At 62.4% G+C, this 20,942-nt stretch carries 14 protein-coding genes and 4 pseudogenes; 7 read left to right on the top strand and 11 right to left on the bottom strand.

Going from position 1 to position 20,942, the window contains the following annotated elements:
* Nucleotides 1-30: 30 nt before the first annotated feature.
* A complete protein-coding gene (locus NWI_RS17745) occupies nt 31-2,733 on the bottom strand; it encodes a hypothetical protein (protein ID WP_187147987.1) in 2,703 nt (900 codons plus the stop codon).
* Nucleotides 2,734-3,034: 301 nt separating this feature from the next.
* Between NWI_RS17745 and NWI_RS17190 the strand changes: the two genes are divergently transcribed.
* Nucleotides 3,035-3,786, top strand: a protein-coding gene (locus NWI_RS17190) for an IS5 family transposase (protein WP_430691788.1) whose coding sequence is annotated in 2 segments (ribosomal slippage) — nt 3,035-3,365 and nt 3,365-3,786 — 753 coding nt in all. Because the reading frame shifts where the segments join, the coding sequence is not laid out codon by codon here.
* Nucleotides 3,787-3,926: 140 nt separating this feature from the next.
* Here NWI_RS17190 and NWI_RS14860 read toward each other — a convergent pair.
* From NWI_RS14860 to NWI_RS14830, 7 genes and pseudogenes are all read right to left on the bottom strand, one after another.
* Nucleotides 3,927-5,171 (bottom strand): annotated as a pseudogene (locus NWI_RS14860) (OB-fold nucleic acid binding domain-containing protein); the annotation flags it as partial.
* A 39-nt stretch (nt 5,172-5,210) separates the two neighbouring features.
* The gene (locus NWI_RS14855) at nt 5,211-7,367 is read right to left on the bottom strand and encodes a ParB/RepB/Spo0J family partition protein (RefSeq protein ID WP_041345169.1); all 2,157 of its coding nucleotides are present in this window, start codon (nt 7,365-7,367) and stop codon (nt 5,211-5,213) included.
* 89 nt (nt 7,368-7,456) lie between these two features.
* Nucleotides 7,457-7,789 (bottom strand): hypothetical protein, encoded by a 333-nt coding sequence (locus NWI_RS18620; protein ID WP_011316046.1) that lies wholly within the window; start codon nt 7,787-7,789, stop codon nt 7,457-7,459.
* Nucleotides 7,790-8,034: 245 nt separating this feature from the next.
* The gene (locus NWI_RS14845; RefSeq protein ID WP_011316045.1) at nt 8,035-8,310 is read right to left on the bottom strand and encodes a hypothetical protein; all 276 of its coding nucleotides are present in this window, start codon (nt 8,308-8,310) and stop codon (nt 8,035-8,037) included.
* Nucleotides 8,311-8,349: 39 nt separating this feature from the next.
* Nucleotides 8,350-8,862 carry a GNAT family N-acetyltransferase gene (locus NWI_RS14840; RefSeq protein WP_011316044.1) on the bottom strand — a complete coding sequence of 171 codons (513 nt, stop codon included), beginning with the start codon at nt 8,860-8,862 and terminating at the stop codon, nt 8,350-8,352.
* A gap of 3 nt (nt 8,863-8,865) precedes the next feature.
* Complete coding sequence (locus NWI_RS14835) at nt 8,866-9,168, bottom strand: DUF1778 domain-containing protein (RefSeq protein WP_041345682.1); 303 nt, start codon at nt 9,166-9,168, stop codon at nt 8,866-8,868.
* Between the two features lie 45 nt (nt 9,169-9,213).
* Nucleotides 9,214-9,816 (bottom strand): type IV toxin-antitoxin system AbiEi family antitoxin domain-containing protein, encoded by a 603-nt coding sequence (locus tag NWI_RS14830; RefSeq protein ID WP_202943781.1) that lies wholly within the window; start codon nt 9,814-9,816, stop codon nt 9,214-9,216.
* Between the two features lie 209 nt (nt 9,817-10,025).
* On the opposite strand from NWI_RS14830, the gene nhaA reads away from it, so the two are divergent.
* Nucleotides 10,026-11,393 carry a Na+/H+ antiporter NhaA gene (gene nhaA / locus NWI_RS14825; protein WP_011316041.1) on the top strand — a complete coding sequence of 456 codons (1,368 nt, stop codon included), beginning with the start codon at nt 10,026-10,028 and terminating at the stop codon, nt 11,391-11,393.
* 15 nt (nt 11,394-11,408) lie between these two features.
* Nucleotides 11,409-12,653: a glycosyltransferase gene (locus tag NWI_RS14820; RefSeq protein ID WP_011316040.1), complete on the top strand. Its 1,245-nt coding sequence runs from the start codon at nt 11,409-11,411 to the stop codon at nt 12,651-12,653.
* 193 nt (nt 12,654-12,846) lie between these two features.
* Here NWI_RS14820 and NWI_RS14815 read toward each other — a convergent pair whose 3' ends face one another.
* Nucleotides 12,847-14,811 (bottom strand): relaxase/mobilization nuclease and DUF3363 domain-containing protein, encoded by a 1,965-nt coding sequence (locus NWI_RS14815; protein WP_011316039.1) that lies wholly within the window; start codon nt 14,809-14,811, stop codon nt 12,847-12,849.
* Nucleotides 14,812-14,967: 156 nt separating this feature from the next.
* Here NWI_RS14815 and NWI_RS14810 point away from each other — a divergent pair.
* From NWI_RS14810 to NWI_RS17175, 4 genes and pseudogenes are all read left to right on the top strand, one after another.
* Nucleotides 14,968-15,918 (top strand): annotated as a pseudogene (locus tag NWI_RS14810) (IS481 family transposase).
* A gap of 22 nt (nt 15,919-15,940) precedes the next feature.
* Nucleotides 15,941-16,120: pseudogene (locus NWI_RS18345) on the top strand (DUF932 domain-containing protein); the annotation flags it as partial.
* Nucleotides 16,114-16,492: pseudogene (locus tag NWI_RS18340) on the top strand (transposase); the annotation flags it as partial. The pseudogenes NWI_RS18345 and NWI_RS18340, both read left to right, overlap by 7 nt.
* A 529-nt stretch (nt 16,493-17,021) precedes the next feature.
* Nucleotides 17,022-17,965 (top strand): IS630 family transposase gene (locus NWI_RS17175; RefSeq protein WP_187147962.1). Its coding sequence is split into 2 segments (ribosomal slippage): nt 17,022-17,357 and nt 17,360-17,965, totalling 942 coding nucleotides; the frame shifts between segments, so codons are not numbered across the junction.
* Nucleotides 17,966-18,061: 96 nt separating this feature from the next.
* Here NWI_RS17175 and NWI_RS14790 read toward each other — a convergent pair.
* Together NWI_RS14790 and NWI_RS14785 are read right to left on the bottom strand one after the other, a co-directional pair.
* On the bottom strand, nt 18,062-18,385 hold the full coding sequence (locus NWI_RS14790) for a hypothetical protein (RefSeq protein WP_041345168.1): 324 nt from the start codon (nt 18,383-18,385) through the stop codon (nt 18,062-18,064).
* Between the two features lie 34 nt (nt 18,386-18,419).
* Complete coding sequence (locus NWI_RS14785) at nt 18,420-20,612, bottom strand: caspase family protein (RefSeq protein WP_244374926.1); 2,193 nt, start codon at nt 20,610-20,612, stop codon at nt 18,420-18,422.
* Nucleotides 20,613-20,942: the final 330 nt, after the last annotated feature.

Raw genomic sequence — 20,942 nt, 5'->3', positions numbered from 1 at the left:
TCCTCCCTTCGGAAAGTCCCTCAATTTGTCTCATGCGTGCTGACGGCGAACACGCCTCTCAAGATAGCGAATCCGTTGATCCGATCTGAAGTCCATTCCATCGGCTAGGTCCATAGTCGAATAGAGATCCGATAACAGCTCGGCCCGTTGCTCGTCGGATAGCGTCGCGCCGCGCAACACGTCACAAGAGGTCCAAAGAGCCACATCGAACGGGTGATAGTCATCACTCATAGCCGTGGCGCGCGCACTGGCAGTTCGAGCAGCCAAATAGTCCGCCCACAATGCATTGCCTCCGGAATTGGTCCGCTGAACAGCAAGGTAGCCATAGATCGAGGCACGTTCGACGATAAGGTTTACCCTGTTGCGTTTCCCGGCGTGCAACTCACCCAGATCAATAAGCCGAAGGGCTTCTTCAACTACCGCACGAGCCGCATCGAGAACCATTAATCTTGCATCCTCGTCCATTTCCTCGGTTGAGTTGTACCCGTCCAGAGAGAATATGGCTTGGCGTCGGAATACGCATTCGCGAAGCATTAGTGAGGCATCGCGAACCCCAGCCTTCTTTCGAAGGTCTTCGAGTGCGTCTGCAAACCTTAGGTACCCGCGTCGGTATGCCTGACCGCGGGGGCCATCGCGGTCGAGCTTCTGTAAAAGGTCGAGAACGAAGGTCCTCTCTATGTTCCGATCAACCCCGCTGGGCCTAACACCCTTTATAAGCTCTATAAGACAGTCAATTTCGCGAGATGGATCAGCAAGCCGACGCTGGCAAATAAGTTCGGCTTCGAGCTGTAGCCGCGGCGAGATCAAGAGCTCGGTTCCTTCCGCGTCTGCCGCCCGCCATCTGAACAAATCCAGGTCCTGAAATAGATGAGCTACTCCCTCGACGCCGAGACCGTCAGACCTGTCGCTGATAACTCGCATCAGCAGGTTGAGAGGAACCGGACAGCTCAACCGGCCGGCGACCATAACTAAGTCGATAAGGCGTGCAGCAGCGTCCTCACCGGTGGCAGCGAGAGCCTCATCGTTGTCGAATAGCTGAGTGGATTCTTCCGCGATGCCTGCAGCGATTAGCTGATCCGCCAGAGCAGATCGTCCAGATGCACGAGGAGCGCTTCGCGCTCGTTCCCGCACTGCGCTCTCGGCGAAACGCGCCTCGCTGCTGATACCGGCTGCAATCCGCTGCCGTCCCGCAGATAGATGTCTGTAAAGCCAAGCAAGCGCGTTCCATCCTTCTGGCGGAGAAGCCTCACTCGCCGATTGGGTTGATGAAAAGCGAGCTACGACTTTCTCTAAGTCTCTCGACTCAGCTGCCGAAAGCGTGGCTGGCGCCTCCACACAGCGGCGGAAGCCCTGCCGGGAATGTTCCTCGATTCGATAACTCGATCCAACAACAACAACGCGCCTTCCGCGGCTTTGAAGAGCTGCTGCTAGATCTCGATAGCGCCAGGGCGACTGATTTGCGTCGCAAACGACTATCGTAACCGGAGAACCTGTTCGTTCTGCCGCCGAGCAAAAAGCATCGACGTCGGTGGGCGTTGGCAGTCGACCGGCAGCCACAAGAACCGGTAGCGCGAGATCTCGACGTAATTTCCAAGCCAACCGAGCAAGGGAAACACTTTTTCCAGTCCCCGATTGTCCGTGGAGCACCACAAGGCTATCGGACTCTTGGGGCTGTCGAATTGCTGCCTCGATCGCCTTCCACAATTCGGTCTCGAACGAACGCTGGATAGCGAACTCCCTAGCAACGCCCTCCATCATCCCACGAAAGCCACCCAGGTCTCCGTGGAATTTTCTAAATGCTTCGTGGAATTCAGAGACCTCGAGCGGCTCGGGATGCTCTGTCCAAGCGTCGTCGACGATTCTTGCAGAGGCCTCAACACGCAGTCGCAGCTGGGGGGTGATATCGAGAATGCCGGCGCTCGTAGTGACTATGCCGGGCTCATCAGGAGCGGCAGCCCCAACCATGTTGATACGCCCTTGAAGGTCAAGGGAAGCGAGCGCCGCAGCAACGGTTGTTTGCGTAGTGATGAGGGAACCTTGCGCGATCATCTCATCCGCAACAACGGAATCGAGGCGTTGCGGTGCTCCGAACCATATTGCTCGGACACCGGCCTGATCCGACAATGTCGCTAGTAGCGCATCGACATCGAGCCAATCTCGCGCGGGATCAAACCCGGCGATCACAACCAAACCGCGAGCGGTTGCAGTTTCAGCAAGTCGGTTCAGGAGTTCACTGGCATGATTTTGCGATCTGCGAAGCAGATCCGCTTTGGTCTTCGGGGGCCTTGCGTCAGAAACCGTTTCGTTGGCGCGACCAAAAAGGTAGTAGACTGGCGGACGAGAACGGCTTCGTGAAACACGGGCATATGCTCCGCGAGATAGGACTGCCTCGGGCTGACGTCCTCTTGTCTCGAACCTCCCTGCGAAACGTGGGTCGATCGAAGAGGTAAATACGGCACTCCACGGCAAATCAAACACTCGAAGTGTCGACTCTGAAGGGACATGGCGATCAAATCGTTCGGACAACCATGCCATGTCAGCATCCGTTACCGGGTCGGTTAGAGCGACCCGCCAGCCGCCGGTCTGAGCTTTTCTCCCAAGTCGATCCAGAAATCCATTGAGAATTGCTTCGCCATGCGTATCGGATGCGCCAAACGCCTGGCCAGCGACCAAGATCACCGGCCGTTCTTCACTAATTGCCTCCGACAATGCGTCCAACGCTTGATCCGACATTCGTCCCCCTAAATTCAAAAACTGTCGTCGGCGGTGCGACCAAGCGGCCGGTGGTCTGTACAATTCCGCAAAACTACTGTTGTCGGCTTAATCCGCATAGCCTGCACTCGCGAGTGTGGAAAGTCGCAATCCCTCGGCAGCCTTTCAAGAATTCGCTCCTATTCGGTTATCAGTTCCCGCCGCATTGCTGAAGCCTTCCGCCACGCTCTCCGCTAGGTCGGATCGACATTCAGGATTCCCAGGCGGTCTGATCGCTGATTCATAGGGTTCCGTGATTCTGACACGGAGCTGCACGATGGGGATCAAGCGGTATGAGCTGAGCGATCATCAGTGGGCGAAGATTGCACCGTTGCTGCCAGGCAAGGCCTCTGATCCGGGACGGACGGGATCGGATAATCGGTTGTTTGTGAACGGCTGCCTGTGGGTGCTGCGATCCGGCGCGCACTGGTGTGACCTGCCGGAGCGCTATGGTCGCTGGAAGACGGTGCATCGGCGGTTCAGCAGGTGGTGCCATGCCGGTGTGTGGGAACGGGTGTTCTCCACCCTGACAGCCGATCGCGACAACCAGTATCTGATGCTCGACTCAACCATCGTTCGAGCCCATCAGCAGGCGGCTACCGGAAAAGGGGGGCCAAGGATCAGGCGCTGGGGCGTTCCCGAGGTGGACTGACCACCAAGGTCCACATGCTCGCCGATGCGCTGGGCCGACCCTTGCGTTTCATCGTCACCGCCGGGCAGGTCGGAGACATCACACAAGCCCCCGCGCTGCTCGAAGCCCAGGCCGGGGACGCCGTGCTGGCCGACAAGGCTTATGACAGCAACGCCTTGCGTGCACTCATCGCCGGCATGGGCGCCGAAGCGGTGATCCCCTCAAACAGGACGCGCAAAATCATCATCCCGCATGACGCCGGTCTCTACAAGCACCGCAACCGCATCGAGCGCTGCTTCAACCGTCTCAAGCACTTCCGCCGTTTCGCCACCCGCTACGACAGGCGAACCGTTCACTTCACGGGCTTCGTTCACCTGGCCGCAGCCCTGATCTGGCTGCCGTGAATGTCGATCCGGCCTAATGCGATCAATTGGACGTCCGCTTTATTGCGTGGTCTGCCAAGAAGCGGTCGGGCGGGAATCCACCCCAACTGAGACATTCGCGACCGCGAACACCGTTACTATGCCGAGCCGCGGCGGCGTTTTTACCGAAAGTCCCGTGGTTTAGGCAGCTTGATCGGCATAGTCTCCGACTCGGGATAAGATCCTTTATGCCGAGTTCGGCATAAGGGGTCATAGAAATTCCGCGCCCGCATTCCGCGCGGCGGAAGTTCACGCGGATCGGGACCGGAGCCGCCGTGCCGTGCCTCGTCGCCACGGCCATGCGGCACGGAGAATTCGCCATTGCGCTCGCCGACGCTGGCCAGCGCCGCCGACAGGTCGGCAAGCTGATGCGCCACGAGGTGGACGACGTCGCCTTCGCGCTGAATCCGCCCGCGGATGCCGATCATGCCGGCGGACAGGATGGTGCGCCGGTTCTGCTCAAAGACCTTGGGCCAGACCACGACGTTGGCAATCCCGGTCTCGTCCTCGATGGTGATGAACATCACGCCTTTTGCGCTGCCGGGCATCTGTCGTACCAGGACAATGCCGGCAGCCTCACACCAGCGACCGTCGCGGGCGGCCATCGCCTCGGCGCAGGGCACGATGCGGCGTCGGGCGAGATCGCCCCGCAGGAAGCTGACCGGATGATGGCGCAGGGTCAGACCGACGTGTCCATAGTCTTCGACCACCTCGGCGCCGGCGGTCATCGGACGCAGCGCGACGGCGGGCTCGCGGATTTCCGGGACGGTCGCGGCCTCGCGGCGGGCGGCGGCCGCGAACAGCGGCAGGGGCGTATCGCGCAGCGCCCTGATCGCCCATAAGGCGTCGCGCCGCGGCAACCCCAAGGATTCTCGAAACGCATCGGCGTCAGCCAATTGTACGAGCGACGCGGCCGGCACCGACGCCCGCCGCGACAGGTCGTCCACCGATATGAAGGGCGCTTCCCCTCGCGTGGCGATGATCGCGGCGGCGTCGGCATTGGCGAGTCCTTTCACCATGCGCATGCCAAGCCGAACCGCGAAACGATCTTCACAGCCGGTCATCTCCAGTGTGCAGTCCCATCGCGAGGCATTGACGCATACCGGATGCACCTCAACGCCATGCTCCTTCGCGTCGCGCACGATCTGAGCAGGCGCGCAGAATCCCATCGGTTGCGCATTGAGCAGAGCCGCGCAGAAGACATCCGGGTGATGGCATTTCAGCCAGGAGGAGGCGTAGGCCAGAAGCGCGAATGACGCGGCATACGATTCCGGAAACCCGTAGCTGCCGAAACCTTCGATTTGCGAGAATGTCCGCTCGGCGAAATCGCGGTCATAGCCGTTGGCGATCATGCCGTTCACCAGCTTGCCAACGTGTCGATGAGATCGGAGACGTCGCGCTCCGGTTCACTCGGCGGCTTCGGGGAAGCCTTCGTTTCCCTCGGGCGCGGCGATGTCCTCGACAGGTCCGCTCTCCGCTTCCGCAACCGGCGTGGTGCGCATCAGCGGCGGCAGCCATCCGGTCCCGGCAAGAAGCTGCTCGGCGGCTTCCGCCATCGGCTGCTTCTTCACGGAGGCGAGACGATCCGCCGCCTCGTCGCTGACAGCCTCCCGCACGGCGTCGAGAATGAGCGCCTTGGTGACGCGGCCGAGATAGGTCCGCACCGTGGGCGTCCAGTTCGCCGTCATGTCGAGCGCGAGCGCTGTTGCCAGCTTGTCAGCCGTCGCATGCGCGCGCGGCTTACGCTCCCAAGGCAGCTTCACCGCGTTGATGGTCTGCGAGGCGCAATGCGCGAACAGCGCCATGACGCTCGCATGGTCCAGCCCGGCAATGAAGCCCCACAGGTCCGCTACGTCGCGCGGCATGTCCGCCGCCCATCCGGCATGACGATCCGCCAGCGCTTTCGCCGCTGCCGTGTCCTCGATGCCATCCGCATGGCTCGCGAGATGCGCGCTGTTCGGACGGATATCGAGGCAATGCGCATCAACGGCGTGGTAGAAGGTCTGCGCGGCGAGCGCATGGGTGACGGCGATCAACGCCATATCCGGCTGCCCGCCAAGAGCGAGCCGCAGGCCAAGGGTGCGATGGGCCGTCAGGTCGCGGATGAGAAGGTCCGACAGCGGCTTGCCGTCTTCCTCCGCATACTCGTCCTCCGCCTCAAGGTCGGCAGCATGATTGCCGTCCTCGCCATCCTCGATGACCTCGCCATCATCGTTGACGCGCACGCGGTCGATGACGGTTTCGCCATCGCTGGCTTCCTCCGCTTCCGGCTTCTCGTCCTCGGGGCGGACAAAGCCGCGTTCGACGCGCGCCCCGCCGTCATGGTCGAGCACGACAAACACGCCAGAACGGCAGATGTCGTCAACATCGTAGGCGTGGCGCTTGGCGTCGATGTGCTCGATCTCGGCTTCAAGCTCCCCGAAACGCTGATCCACATCGTCGGGAAGCTCGTCCGCGTCCTCATACTCCGACGACAGGCGGTCATATTCCTCCTGCGCGGCGGCGTAGTCGGCTTCATCCTGCGGCGACAACTCCACCGGATGCGGATAGACGCGGCGCATGCCGTGCGCATGCGGGAAGTCGATATGCGCTTCCCACCACTTCCATCCCTCGTCTCCCCGGACGCGGAACGCAATGCTTTCCAGCTTCTCCATGACAAGCCGGTCGAGCAATGCGACATCTTCATAGAAGCCACCACGATCCTCCGGGAACAGATCGCGGACAATGTTGCCGCCCGCCTCCGAATAGGATTCCGGGCCGATGAAGATGGCACGGCGATCCGATGCCGGAACATTGGCCTGCATCAGCTCGCGACGGATGAAGGACGGATCGCGGTTATAGGACAGGCTTTCATAAACCTGCTCCTGCCGCGAATGATCCTCCGTGATGGCGAACGCCATCAACTGGTCCAGCGTCAAACCGCCGTCCCGATAGACCTGCATCAGCTTGGGGCTGACCGCGCCAAGCCGAAGCCGCTGCTTCACCACATGCGCGGTGACGCCGAACCGGGCGGCGATTTCCTCCGCACCCCATCCGCGAGTTTCCGCAAGCTCACGGAATGCCTCGAACTGGTCGGCCGGGTGCATGGCGGTGCGCGTGACGTTCTCGTCAAGGCTGATCTCGAACGGATCATTCGCCGTGTCGATGACGCAGCGGATCGGTTCGGTCTTCTTGATCTGCTTGCGCTTCGCGCGCAGCAACTGCGCCAGCCTGCGGCCTTCCCCGATGGTGACAAAATAGAAGCCGGTCGGCTGGCCTTCCTCGTCGCGCTCGGGTTCGACCACAAGATTTTGCAGAATGCCCTTGGCCGCGATGCTGGCCGCATAGGCTTCAATGTCCGCCTCGCCGTGCGGGATCTTACGCGCATTGCGGGGCGACTTCTTCAACTTGTTGAGCGGGATGAAAACCGTCTCGCCGCTTGCCGCGACCGACACGGTTTCCGCGCCGCTCTCAGTCGCCGCAACCGCTTCCGCTTCTCCGACGCTGCGAACGTCCACGTCCGCCGCCGCTTCCACGACCGTCGCAATCGGGACGGCCTTCGTCTTCTTCGATGTCCTAGCCATTGTTCCAATCCTTTCTCTGTTCATGCCGGAGGCATGGCCCCCGCCATGCCTCCCGGGGGCGCGTGAGCGCTCGGCAGAGAGGGGGGCGGCTATCGGCGAGCGTGGCCGGGCTGCGCGACAAGCGAGGTGGATTGGACCGGTGGTGAGCGTGACAACGATGCGCCGCCTTGCGCGTGCGCGGCCCTGCCATTGCGCAGGCGGTAGCCGCGGGGGAGAGATGCATAAGCATCGTAGACGTACCACCATTCAAACAGGCGCCACGGGTAGTAGACGGGAAGATTGGCGATCAGAAACCAGGGTTCGCCGAGGCGCTGCTGAAATCCGAGGGAATAAGCGACCCATTGGGTTGCGGCCCATGTGCCGGCAAGCGTGATGCCGAACACGACCAGCATTTGTCCGATGAGCACCTTCGTCGGCGTCATTCTTGCCCCGCAACAGCCCTTTGATGACGGCCTGTTTTGCAGGCCGGCGCACACGAGCGTTGTTGCGTGGAAGGCGCTTAGTCAAAGACCAAATTCGTTGCCTGTGGCGGCAAACATGATCTCAATGCGAGCACGTACTATTTCTTATTTCTACGTATCGATTCCGGCAAGTCAGTCTTGCGGCGATACGTCACGCAGTGATGCAAGAACTTTTCTGACGTTCGTAGCTCGCACGGAGCGCACCGTCATCGGCGAGCGAGATCGAGGGAAGCGCCGACCAGCGGAGAGCGGCGGAGTGCATCGAGAATGCCCGCCTTTCTCACGGGCTTGGTGCTCATGCTCTGGCTGATAGTCGCGCGAATCCGGTCGGCTTCCGCGCCGTCTTCGGCGAGGCGCTTCGCGAGGGATCGGATAAGATCACGATCAGCGGCGCGGCCGACCACCTCGAAGCGAGCCATGCCACGCCTGGCTGGCCGCTTTAGATCGCTCTTGGCCGGTTGTTTTCGGAATGTGCTGCTCATGACAGTGGCTCCGTCTGGTTCCCGGGTGTATTCCCGTTCTTATTTGAATAGCTTTTCGATATCGCCCATCGGACGAAACAGTTTCATCGGTTGGTCAGGGAGTGGGAGGAAGCTCTCACGCTCGTAGAAGCGGCGGGCGTTCTCGTCCTTGGCATCGACGATGACCGCGAAAGCCGCAATCTCACTTCGCAGCGCGCGATAGAGGGCATCGGCCAGAAGAAACCGGCCGTAGCCTTTTCCCTGATGGCGTCGATCCACCGCGAGACGTCCGATCAGCGTCGCCGGAACCGAAGGATAGCGAGGCAGCTTGCGCGTTGCCTGTGCCGGCAACTCTGCGAGCTTCAGAGCAGTAGATGACAGCGTGTAATAGCCTCCGATGGCTCTATCAGGCAGCACCAAGACGAAGGGCGCTGCCATGTTTTTCTTGGCATCCTGGCTGGCCTGAGTCCGGAAATATCGATCGAGCGGCTCTATCCCGCTTTCGAACCCGGAGCGGTCGTGGTGCGGGCCGAGAACTTCGACCCGCAGCAGCTCGTCGCCGCCTTTGCCCACTCGTCAGACACCCGTTCTCTGACGATAGCGGCGGACGGTATCTCGAAGCCGATCATTCACCGGCAGCGGCTTCATCAACGCTTGCACGAAAGCCTGACTGTCGCGCAAGGAGAGGTGGAGGGTCTGATGGTCCTCGATCGCGCGACGGGCAGCTTCCTGCACGCTGGTCAGAACGAAATCCGTCACCGTTCGGCCTTGCAGCGCCGCGGCACGCTCGATGAGCTTCTTCTGATCAGCGGTCACGCGGGTTTCCAGGCGTTCGTCACGCACACGCCGCTGGGCTGATTTCGTCGCAGATTGGGCCATCGTCATTCTCCTAGAATCTCAATGTACGGCCATTGGCCGGTAATTTCAAGAGATCGCCTCTAGATAAGGTCGCATGACATTCTCCACCCGGCAGACCTTGGCGTATTTGACCAGCTTACCGGGGTCGAATCTCTTGCGTTGCCGGTAGAGTTGGAGCGCCTCCCAGAACCACGTCCATTCCGATCTGGTTGCGGAACTTGAAGCTATCGGCGATCGACTTCTCGGCATCGTAGATACGGACTGGCACGCCATCGACGTCATGGCGCGCGATGCCGGCTTTGAACGACGCATCCGAAAACCGATGCGCGAGGATCGAGGGATGGTCGAGCGCGGGAAGGCGCGCGCATCGCGCGGAACGGCCACCGGGACCGCATGGGGGATCTCGGTGGTGATCCCGTGCCAGGACAGCGCCGAAACAAGACAAATGACGGCGTGCGGACAACGCAGGCTGACGGTCACGAGATCGGGATTGCCGATGGGCGGGAGATCGGCAAGACGATAGAGGCCGCGGCTGATCTGCTCAATGGCACCGTGCTCTTTGAGAGCATACAGCGTATAGCGGCTGAGGCCGTGACGGATCGCTTCGCTCATGCGGAGCTGGCCGCCGTGGGCGCGGAAAATGTCCTCGGACCGGGCCGTTTTTAGCATCAGACAAATCGTCTCCACTTGTAAATAAGTGGTGATACGGGCGATGCCGGCGAAGGACTGGTCGATCTGCTTTTTCAGCAATGGCCGCCAGGGCAATACTGTTGCCTCGTCGGCAAGGTCGAGTGTAAAGACGGCCAGGGTGTTCGCTGCATTGGGCAGCGAAACAGGTCGTGCGATGGTCGGGCCGCCACGCTGAGCATGCGTGACCGATGGACCGACAGACCTCTCCCCGTGACCTGCCGCGGGCCCAGTTCCTCGCCGAGCGGGCCCTTACGACGCTGGAGCGCTTCCTGCATGTCGAGGCCGTCAGCGGCATCGTGCTGCTGGTCGCGGCTGCTGTTGCACTGATCTGGGCCAACTCCCCTTTCGCCCAAAGCTATCACGACCTGTGGCATCTGCCGCTTTCGATCGGGCTCGGCACTTTCGTCTATGCGCAGTCCCTGCATTTCTGGGTCAACGATGCGCTGATGACAGTGTTCTTCCTGGTCGTCGGCATGGAAATCCGGCGCGAGATCCATGAAGGGGCACTGAGCAAACTCGACCAGGCGATCCTGCCGGTGGCGGCAGCCGCCGGAGGGGTCATCGTTCCCGCACTGATCTACCTTGTGCTGAACACCGACATGGTGCGCGCGCACGGCTGGGCGGTGCCGACGGCGACCGACATCGCTTTCGCGGTGGGCGTGCTCGCCCTGCTGGGCCGCTCGATCCCCGGCAACTTGCGCGTCTTTCTGCTCGCACTCGCGATCATCGACGACGTCGTTGCTGTTTTGATCATAGCCTTCTTCTACTCTGGCGGGCTCGATCCCAGCGGTTTTGCGATTGCCGCCCTCGGCGTCGTGATGGTGGTGGGGCTTCAGCGGATCGGTGTCGGCTCGGCCTATGCCTACGTCCTTCCCGGCGCCGTGATCTGGGTTGGCCTGCTGGTGACCGGGGCCCACCCGACTCTCGCCGGCGTCGTACTCGGATTGATGACGCCGGTGATGTCCATTCCGATGCGCGAGCAGCCTATAGACGTGTTGTCCCGTATTTCCGAGGAGCTGCGAAGCCACGACGCCGTGTCGACGAAAGATGCGCGTCGTCTGGCTCACCCCCGGCGGCAGTTGCGCCTCGCCAATCGGGAGATGCTGCCGCCAGTGGTGCGTGTACAGACAGCGTTGCATCCCTGGGTCGCCTACGGCGTCATGCCTCTCTTTGCGCTGGCGAATGCGGGCGTGAGTGTCGGTGGCGTCAATCTGTTCGCAGGAGAAGCGCATCTCGCCATGCTCGGCGTCGGGCTTGCTCTCGTTGTAGGCAAGCCGCTCGGCGTAGTCGGCGCGACATGGTTCATGGTGCGGATGGGCTGGTGCCGGTTGCCGCCGGGCGTGTCATGGGGCGGCATTTTGTTGATCGGTCTGCTAGCCGGTATCGGCTTTACCATGTCCATTTTCATCGCCATTCTTGCTTTTGCCGATGAGAATCTGCTGGCCGCGGCAAAGCTCGGCGTGCTGCTAGGCTCTTCGGTGGCCGCGCTGCTCGGGCTTGGCTGGGGCGCATTGTACGTCCGCAGACTCAGAGCGCGGACGGGCGCTCACGATTGAAATTGAGAAGGCGGGATGCGCTTTTCCATCCATACGCTCGGCACACGCGGCGACACGCAGCCCTATCTCGCGTTGTCGCGCGGGCTCAGAGCGCACGGGCACGGGGTGTTGATTGTCGCACCCGCCCAGTTCGCCGACATGGCAGCGGCCGAGGGCGTTGCTTTCGCGCCGCTGCCGGCTGAGTTCCTTGCAGTGCTCGACTCGCCCGAAGCGAAGCAGGTGATCGGCAGCGCCGGCACTGGTTTCGGTGCAGGGTTCAAGCTCCTGAAATTCTATCGCGAGATCAGCCGGCGGCTGCTCGATGCCGAATGGAAAGCGGCCCGCGATTTCGCACCCGACGCTATCCTGTTTCATCCCAAGGCGCTCGGCGCCCCGCACATCGCAGCGAAGCTCGGCGTTCCACTTTTCCTCGCGTCGCCGCTGCCAGGCTTCACGCCGACATCGGCCTTTCCGACGCCAGTGCTACCCTTTCCCTCGCTCGGCCCGCTCAACCGGGCGAGCCATGCGCTGATGATCCACGGCGGCAGTTTGCTGTTCGGCAAAACGATCCGCGCATGGCGGGTGGATGCCCTCGGATTGTCGGCTCGCGGGAAAGCCGCACCTCTTGCCGGCACGCTTTACGGCTATAGCCCATATGTGTTGCCGAAGCCACACGACTGGGACGCAGATGTAGCGGTGACCGGCTACTGGTTCCTCGATACGCCGAACTGGAGCCCCGACGGCGAGCTTGCCGCTTTCCTTGCAGCGGGTGAGCCGCCGATCTATGTCGGTTTTGGCAGCATGCCGGGCGTTGATCCACAACGAATGGCGAGCGTCGTGGTCGCCGGCCTGAAGCGAGCAGACAAGCGGGGCGTGCTCGCCACCGCGGGCGGCGCGCTCGGGCAGATCGAGCCGAGCCAACATATCCACGTCATCGTAGGCGCGCCGCATGACCGGCTCTTTCCGCTCATGCACGCCACGCTGCATCACGGTGGCGCCGGGACCACGGGGGCTGCATTGCGTGCCGGTAAGCCGATGGCAATCTGCCCCTTCTTCGGCGACCAGCCGTTCTGGGCCCGCCGCGTCGTCGCTCTTGGGGTAGGACCGAAGCCGTTGGACAAGAAAGCGATGACAGCCGACGACCTCGCTGCCGCCTTCCTGGCGATGGACAATCACGACATGCGCGCCCGCGCTGCCGATCTCGGTGTCGCCATCCGAGCCGAGAACGGCGTCGATGCCGCCGTCCGTTTCATTGTTGAAGGGGCCTGCTGCGGCCTTTAGAAGTTTAACGAAGATCGCTCGCCTTGCGGTTCATGGCATGCAGAACACGTGCCGCGTCATTGCGCTATCGTAGATATGAACATGGCGCAGAACATCTTGAGTTCTTCGCGAGCTACAGCCAACGTTCGCAGCGGATTAAAAGCTGACATTCAAACCAAAGCATGCCTAGATTGCCGCACGATTCCCAAATCTGTCAGACACCCATCCCCCGCCGTCGCCCGAACATCCACGACACGCTGTTGCCGCGGGCGATGCCGGCGACGGACTGGCCGAGATGCTTTTCTAGCACCGGCCGCCAAGGCACGAGGCTGAAACCCATGCCGTCATCGAGCATGGCGAAGCGGCCGCTGGCGAGCATGACAGAGCGGCGGTAGATGCCACTGATCCGCTCACCGTCCTGAACGACGTGATGCGGCAAGCCGGTCTCGCCGGCTATCTCCTTCGCGGCCGCCTCGATCTCGCGGTTGCGCAGCGTGGCGAGCAGGTTGCGGGCGAAGATGACACGCTGGCCGCGTCGCTCGGCGAAGCCCTGATCGACAAGATAATCCTCGCGGTTGCGCATGGCGTCGCGGACCTCGGCGCCGAAGCCGGATTGGCCAAGTCCCGACAGATCGCCAAAGCGTTGGCGATCGAGCCAGGTGGCGCCGATGGCGCGGGTCTGCCGGTCGATCGGCAGGTGTGAGCACAGCTCGACATCGACGCCGCCGAGCCGCTTCGCATCGTAGGCTTTGCCGCGCTCCGCCAGATCGGCGGGCACACGCCACACGCCGTCCTCGACGCGCTCGACGATGCCGACGCGGCGCAAGGCTTCGAGGCGGCGGACATGGGCAGCGACGAAGCTGTCCGGATCGTGTTCCGGCGTTGCCTTCGCGCGCTCGATCGCAAGGTGATGATCGGTGCGATAGATGCCGTTCGCGGCAAGGCCGGCGATGGTCCGGTCCGCCGTTCGTTCGGTTGCGGCGCGGGTCTCGACGATGCCGCCGATCGGCAGCGATTCCAGGTCGGCGTTGGCAGCGAGCGGCACGTAATGGGCGCGGCCGTCGACACCGTCGACGATCAGATAGCCGCGATCGTACAGTTCATCGGCCAATCCCTTGTCGACGATGCGGCCGACGACTGGGGTGTGCGCGGTCGCGCCGTCGAGGACGACGAAGTCGCGTTTCAGGCCGGTCATGGCGCGCTGCATGGTGCGGATGATGTCGCCGCGTTTGCTCATCCGGCGCAAGGTGGCCTCGGCGTCGGCATGAAGCGTCCAGACGCAATGGCCGGTCTCGTCGGCAAGTCCCATTTCGGTGAGCTTTTGCAACCGGCCGATCATGCTCGTGTGGCGAAAGCGCGCCTGGGCAACCGCCGGCTCGGACAGAAGATTCACGACACCGTCTTCCGCCTCGCGCTGAATCATCCGGTCGAGGCCGGTCCAGCGCTCCTGATCGGCCTCGCGCAAGATACCATCGCGGATTTCCATCTCGGTGCGAGGACCGAGCCATTCGGTCGCAAGTTCGCGGGCGCGATTGCGCATGCCGTTGGAGATATAGTCGCGGGCGATGACCAGATCCGATCCGTCCGGATGGCGCCCGCGCAGGACGATATGCGTGTGCGGATTGTCGGTGTTCCAGTGATCGACCGCGACCCAATCGAGCTTGGTGCGGAGATCGGCTTCCATGCGGCTCATGAGATCGCGTGTATAGGTCTTGAGGTCGCCGATGTCGCCGGCGTCTTCGGCCGAGACGATGAAGCGGAACTGGTGCCGATCCTCTCGGCCGCGCTCCTCGAAGGCGGCGATATCGGCCTCGTCCGTGCCGGGGCCGTAGGTGCGCGCCTTGCTGCCGTCCTTGGTCACGCCGTCGCGCTCGATGTAGCGCAGATGGCGGATGGTTGCGTGCGAGCCGACCTTCGCCAGATTCACCAGCCGGGTCTTGATGACGACGCGCCGGGCGTTGCCGCGCAGGGACTGGCCGGCGAACTTCGCCGCGACATGGCCGCGGCCGAACCGGGCGCCGCCGCGCGAGGGCTGTCGGCGCAGCGTTCCGGTGCTGGTCGGTCCGATCTTCGACGCGGCCTTGAGCACGCGACTGGTGAATTTCGGCGCCCGCGCGCTGCCGCGTGCTTTCGGTGGCGCGACCTTCGGCCGGAAGCGGTCGTCGTCACGCGCCGCCATGACGACGCTCCGGACAAGCCGAGACAAACCAATGCGATGAGGCATGGCGGGGGCCATGCCTCCGGCATGAACAGAGAAAGGATTGGAACAATGGCTAAGGTGTTTGATCCCGGCATTTGATGGTGCATTATTTTCCGGAGAATGGAAGGATGCGCTATGGGACAGGTTCTTCACGGGAGCGCCACGACGACAGAGGCAATCCGTCGAGCAATACAAAATAGTGAAGAGAGCCTGAGAGCGCTGTCGAACGCTACGGGATCAACCAGAAGACCGTCGCAAAATGGAAGAAGCGGACCTCGGTGGCCGACCTTCCGACGGGACCGAAAGATCCGCGCTCGACGGTGCTCTCATCCGAGGAGGAGGCGATCATCGTCGCCTTCCGCAAGCATACCCTGTTGCCGCTCGATGATTGCCTCTACGCGCTTCAGCCAACGATCCCGCACCTGTCGCGGTCTTCATTGCATCGCTGCCTGCACCGTCACGGCATCAGCCGGCTCCCGGAGGTCGAAGGCGACAAGCCGATCAGGAAGACGTTCAGGAGCTACCCGATCGGCTACTTCCACATCGACATCGCCGAGGTGCAGACGGCTGAGGGCAAGCTGCGCCTGTTCGTGGCCATCGACCGCACTTCGAAGTTCGCCTACGCCGAGCTCCACCAAGAGGCGGGCAAGATGGTCGCGGCTCAGTTCCTGCGCAACCTCATCGTGGCAGTTCCCTATGCCATCCACACGGTGCTGACGGACAACGGCATCCAGTTCACCAACCACGCCCGTCACAAATATGCGTTCCACCACATCTTCGATCGCGTCTGCGACGAGAACGGCATCGAGCACAGGCTCACCAGGATCAACCATCCCTGGACCAACGGACAGGTGGAACGGATGAACCGCACCATCAAGGACGCCACCGTCAAGCGCTTCCACTACGACAATCATGACCAACTGCGCCGGCACCTTCAGGACTTCATCAAGGCATACAACTTCGGCCGAAGGCTGAAGACGCTCAAAGCGCCTCACACCCTACGAGTTCATCTGCAAACGATGGACTTCAGAGCCCGATCGATTCATCATCGATCCAATCCATCAAATGCCGGGACTGAACACCTAGGTCATCGAAGAAGGCGAAGGCCGTCCCCGGACAGGAGCAGCCCGTTGCGCCCACGCATTGGAGTTTCGGGCAGTTGTGCAGCCTCGTCGGCGTGCCCGCGACCTATATGCGCCAGCTTCCCGCGCCGCTCGCAGGCATCAACCTGCAGCATGGCTTGCTGTCGCACCGCGCCGAGCTTGTGAAGACCTTGGAGGCGGAGGACTGCGCCACGACGCTATCACCGCTCCCTTTGTCATCAACGAGCCGATGAATGGCGAGATCTTTCGCGTCTACCTGCAACGATGCCTGGTCCCGACCCTGAAGCCAGGCGACATCGTGGTGATGGACAATCTGCCCGCCCACAAGAACGACGATGTTCGACAAATCATTGAGGCCGCTGGCGCGCAGTTGCGCTATCTGCCGCCGTACTCGCCCGACCTCAACCCGATCGAGATGGCGTTCGCAAAGCTCAAGGCCCATCTGCGAAAGGCCGCCGAGCGATCGATCCCCGCACTCTGGAACAGGATCGGTTCTATCCTCGATCTTCTCTCCAGACCAATGCATCAACTTCTTCAATCACGCCGGTTATGCGTAATCTCAATCCAAAATGGCTCTAGTAGACACTTTCTGCGCCACTTCAGTCCTTGAGTGGGCACTGAATTTACGCTACCTCCCGCTACAAGCGTCTGTAGCAACCGGGACGTCGATCCCTTGATGCGAACCTTGCCTGCGGCGACTCGGGCAGACCCGGCCGGGGCGGTCAGCATCCCGCAATAGAGTTTGTGCATTCAGCACGCAACGCCGCGCGGCGGAGTATGTTCGCCGGCGGCGCTGGCTGATACGCACTGGGCGCTGAAATTCCCAGCGATAATGAGTTGCTTGAGCTCAGCCAAAGGTTCAAACCGACTTTCGCTCCTGTTCAGGCCAGAGCATTTTCCGGCGAACGAAGTGGATACCGGTTCGCCGCAAGAAAATGCGACCAGACAACCATTTCTAGAGCATGGTCCGGTTCAACTTAATCGGATCATGCTCTAGAGCGGGATGGGTTTATTTTGAATCGATTGAGATTCCCAAATCAGAATTCATCTGATTCAACATGCTGACTGGGAAGGAGGCCAGCATGGATGGGACGAGCCTATTCGAACGACCTTCGTGAGCGGGTAGTGCGTGCTGTCGTTAAAGGCGGCCTGTCGCGGCATCAGGCTGCGGCCCAGTTTGGGGTGGGCATCAGCACGGCGATCAACTGGGTACAACGCTTCCACGAGACCGGCAGCGTCGCGCCAAGCCAGATCGGCGGCTATAGGCCAAAGAAGATTGCGGGGCCGCACCGCGAATGGCTGCTGCAACGGTGCCGAAAGGACTTTACCGTGCGCGGGCTGGTGGCCGAACTTGCCGAGCGTGGCCTTAAGGTCGATTACCGCACGATGTGGGAGTTCGTTCACGCTGTGAAGCTCAGTTACAAAAAAAGACGCTGATTGCTGCAGAGCAGGATCGTCCCGATGTCGCCCGTCGGCGAGCGCAATGGACCAAGTATCGAGATCGGATTGATCCCACTCGGCTGGTGTTCATCGATGAGACCTGGACCAAAACCAATATGGCGCCGCTGCGGGGCTGGGCGCCGCGCGGTCAACGCATCAGAGCCAAGGTGCCGCATGGCCGCTGGCAGACCATGACCTTTATGGCCGCTCTGCGCCACGATCGCATCACCGCGCCGTGGTTCATCGAGGGGCCGATCAACGGCGAAGCCTTCCTTCTCTACATCGAGAAGGTTCTGGTCCCGACCCTGCGGCACGGCGACATCGTCATTATGGACAACCTCGGCTCGCACAAGGCCAGCGCCGTGCGTCGCGTCATCCGTGCCGCCGGTGCCCGGCTCTTCTACCTGCCGAAATACTCGCCTGATCTGAACCCGATCGAGCAGTTCTTTGCCAAGTTCAAACACTGGCTACGCAAAGCCGCGCAGCGGACCACCGAGGCCGTCTACAATGCTATCGCTCCGATCCTCGAAACCGTTGCACCGGCTGAATGCGCCAACTACTTCGTCAATGCAGGATACAACCAAATCTAAACTCATCATACTCTAGGCGGAGGTCGTCCACTTTCTCGATGTGGCCCCGATCGATCGTTGCGCGCGCGGCGTGCGCAACTAACTGAGGCGGTATGATCAGAAGCCGATACCGAGCATCAGCACGGCCAACGGGCTGCACCAGAAGTCTGCGCACGCGGCGGGTTGCTCATAGGCGTAGCGGCGCGGGGGAGCGGCGAGCGGGGCGGTCCTGCGGACCGCGTGAATGCTGGCCGTCCGGGCCGATTTCCTTGGCGAGGGAGCAATGCGCGGAATCGGCCCTGATGTTGCGGCAACGGTCGCTTGCGCCGTCGGAACGGTGCGCGCGACCAAGCCTTCGCTGCCCGCGGCGGGCCCCGCAAGCGCCACTGCCGTGCCAAACGCGGCCGCGAGGTAGAGCCGGGAAAGTTGTGCTGCGGTCATGGGCGGTGCTTTCCTGATCCTTGCGGGCGGGGTGTCAGAAGCCAACGCCGATCATGGCGGGGGCCGCGCGATACGATGAAGATGGGCGCGATGCTTCCTGCCGGGCGCGGGGCGCGGGCTCGCGCTGACGGCTGGTCTGGGTGCGCTCGGGACGGCGGGCCGGCTTGCTCGCCGTCGCCTTCTCGTCGCGCTTGTGTTGCACGGTGGCCGGCGGCTGCGGCTTGGTCACGGCGACGCATGTATCGTCCTTGAGCGCCTCGCCGGTCTTGCATGCGAGCGGACAGACCCGGCCGCTCTGCTGGCCGAGCTCCTTCACCACGTCATCGGTGAGGGGGAGGTCGCCGTTGTTGCGGCGTTTATCCGAGCCGGCCTTGCCCGAGGGGTTCTTGGCGGCCTGGTAGCGGTTGAGCGCCGTCCTGGTGGCGGGACCGAGTTGGCCGTCGGCGTCGCCGGCGAAGCAGCCGATGCGACCGAGTTCAACCTGCGCTGTCATGACCAGGCGCCTGGCAATCTCGTCCTCGAACGTCTTGATCGTGCTCGCGACCTGTGGCTGCAGGCGGGCACAGGTTGCCTCCCGGGCGAACGCCTTGACGTTGTCGAGCCCTTTACCCTCGCCGCCGTTGGCGATGAGTTCCTTGAATCGGGCTTCCTCGGCCTTGCAGGCCTCTTCCTTCTGTTTCGCAAGCTCGGCCTTGCGGCGCTCTTCTTCCGCCTTCCGTCGTTCCAGCTCGGCCTGACGCGCCGCGCGCTCGCTCTCGGCCTTCTGACGCGCGGCTTCGGCCGCCGTCTTGGCGGCTGCGCGTTCTTCAGCTTTTCTCTGGGCCTCCTCGGCCTTGCGTTTGGCCTCGGCCGCCTTGCGCTCGGCCTCGGCTGCGCGGGCCTGCTGCGCCGCTTCCTCGGCCTTGGCGCGGCGCTCGTCTTCCTCGCGCTTCCTCGCGGCCGCCAGCTCCGCTTTCCTGCGCTCGGCTTCGATGCGCGCCTGCTCGGCGGCGAGCCGCGCGGCTTCGCGCTCCGCACGTTGCTTTTCCTCGCGCTCGGCCGCGGCGTTTTGCAACACCTCCAGGCGATGCTGCACCTGCAGCGCCAGCGGCGAATCCGGATAGCGCTTGATAAATCGCTTCAGCGCGGCCTGGTCGGTTGAATCCTTCAGCCGGTCGAACTCGAGTCGCTCGCGGGACGATGGCTCGTTCACCGGCGCGGGCGTGTCCTGCGGCAGCGCCGCCACGGTGACGTTGCCGACATCACGGACGATATCGGTTGCGGTCTTGCTGGTCAGGCTGGCAAGCTGCGCCCGCGCCAGATCGGCATAGAAGCCGGTCTTGTAGGTGCTGATGAACACCTCCCAGGCGCGCGGCGAATTGATCTTGGCGACCAGTTCGAAGTCACCCTTGACGTCGGCAGCCTCCGGCTCCTTCTCGACCACCGGCGGCGGAACCAGCGAGATGTTGCCGCCGCCGAGCGACCCATAAACGAACGGCTCCTGCCGGGCGCCCGTCAGCTTCATCACCTCGTCGCGCACCCGGCCGAAGGCAAGGCGGATATCGAGGCCGGGCACGGTAAGGTTCTTGAGCAGCGCCGTGGTGAACGGGCTGTGCCTGCCCTCGCCGTCATCGGCCGTCGATCCTGCCTTCGCGGCGTAGGCGATCAGGGTATCAGTCGAGGTCGGCTCGACCTTTCCGAGGCCGGACGAAATCGCGCGCAGGGCGGCGCGACGCTCGCGGCGCATCTTCACCGTGAACGGATTGTCACGGCAGGCGTCAAGGATAATGACACGCAATTTTTTCGCGCCGTCGGCCGACAGCACCATGCGCTCCAGCCGGATCGCTTCGTCCTCGGCGTCGCGGTCGCTGGAGAGCCGTGCGTCGACCGGAATCAGGAAATTGTTGCCGTTCACCTCGATGCCATGGCCGGCATAATAGATCACCGCGATGTCGGCCTGATCGGCGTCGGTTTCGAACTTGCGGATGGCGCGCTTGAAATCGAGATTGCCGAGATCGAGCAGCACCTCCACCGAATCGAAACCGGCGTCCTCGAACATCTGGCCGACGGCCTTGGCGTCGCGTGCGGGGTTTGGAAGCTGCGGCACCGTTTGATAGCTGGAATTGCCGACCACCAGCGCGATGCGCTTGTCAGCCCATGCCGCGCCGGAGGACAGCGCCATGACAATGGCTCCTCCGATCATTGCCGCGATGAGGCCGAGACGCTTGAGCATTGCTGTGCCGCGCACGCCGAACGTGCGCCGTTCCTCCGGTTTCGAGTTTTGGTGCGATCGAACCGTTTCGATCGCTATCAGGCCGGTCCGACGCGGCCATCGCCTCCTTCTTTCTTCTTTGCGCCGCCCGCTTGCTGCGGAACATAGCCCTCCAACATTTTATCAGAATTTATCGGCTTTGGTGCGGCCGATCAATCAAAGGACCGATCACAAGGATTCGTGTTACGTCAGCGAAGCGGCCTGTGCCCCTGGCTGGCCACCCCTCAAGAGCCCGCCGGTGAGGTGTGGCTGGAACCGTTGCCGTCATTGTGTTTCAGAATATTTCCCGCCGACCGTGCGACGAGT

Origin of the sequence: Nitrobacter winogradskyi Nb-255 (assembly GCF_000012725.1) — a bacterium.
Taxonomy (GTDB): Bacteria; Pseudomonadota; Alphaproteobacteria; order Rhizobiales; family Xanthobacteraceae; genus Nitrobacter; species Nitrobacter winogradskyi.
Note: the sequence above shows the minus strand (reverse complement) of the source record. Positions and strands in the feature narration are given on the sequence as shown.

Bases quoted from the DNA above. Each gene is read 5' to 3' on its own strand.
- NWI_RS17745 (WP_187147987.1), bottom strand. From the start codon at position 2,733: ATGTCGGATCAAGCGTTGGACGCATTGTCGGAGGCAATTAGTGAAGAA.
- NWI_RS14820 (WP_011316040.1), top strand. From the start codon at position 11,409: ATGCGCTTTTCCATCCATACGCTCGGCACACGCGGCGACACGCAGCCC.
- NWI_RS14830 (WP_202943781.1), bottom strand. From the start codon at position 9,816: ATGCTAAAAACGGCCCGGTCCGAGGACATTTTCCGCGCCCACGGCGGC.
- nhaA (WP_011316041.1), top strand. From the start codon at position 10,026: ATGGACCGACAGACCTCTCCCCGTGACCTGCCGCGGGCCCAGTTCCTC.
- NWI_RS14815 (WP_011316039.1), bottom strand. From the start codon at position 14,811: ATGGCGGCGCGTGACGACGACCGCTTCCGGCCGAAGGTCGCGCCACCG.
- NWI_RS14845 (WP_011316045.1), bottom strand. From the start codon at position 8,310: ATGAGCAGCACATTCCGAAAACAACCGGCCAAGAGCGATCTAAAGCGG.
- NWI_RS14790 (WP_041345168.1), bottom strand. From the start codon at position 18,385: ATGACCGCAGCACAACTTTCCCGGCTCTACCTCGCGGCCGCGTTTGGC.
- NWI_RS14855 (WP_041345169.1), bottom strand. From the start codon at position 7,367: ATGGCTAGGACATCGAAGAAGACGAAGGCCGTCCCGATTGCGACGGTC.
- NWI_RS18620 (WP_011316046.1), bottom strand. From the start codon at position 7,789: ATGACGCCGACGAAGGTGCTCATCGGACAAATGCTGGTCGTGTTCGGC.
- NWI_RS14835 (WP_041345682.1), bottom strand. From the start codon at position 9,168: ATGGCCCAATCTGCGACGAAATCAGCCCAGCGGCGTGTGCGTGACGAA.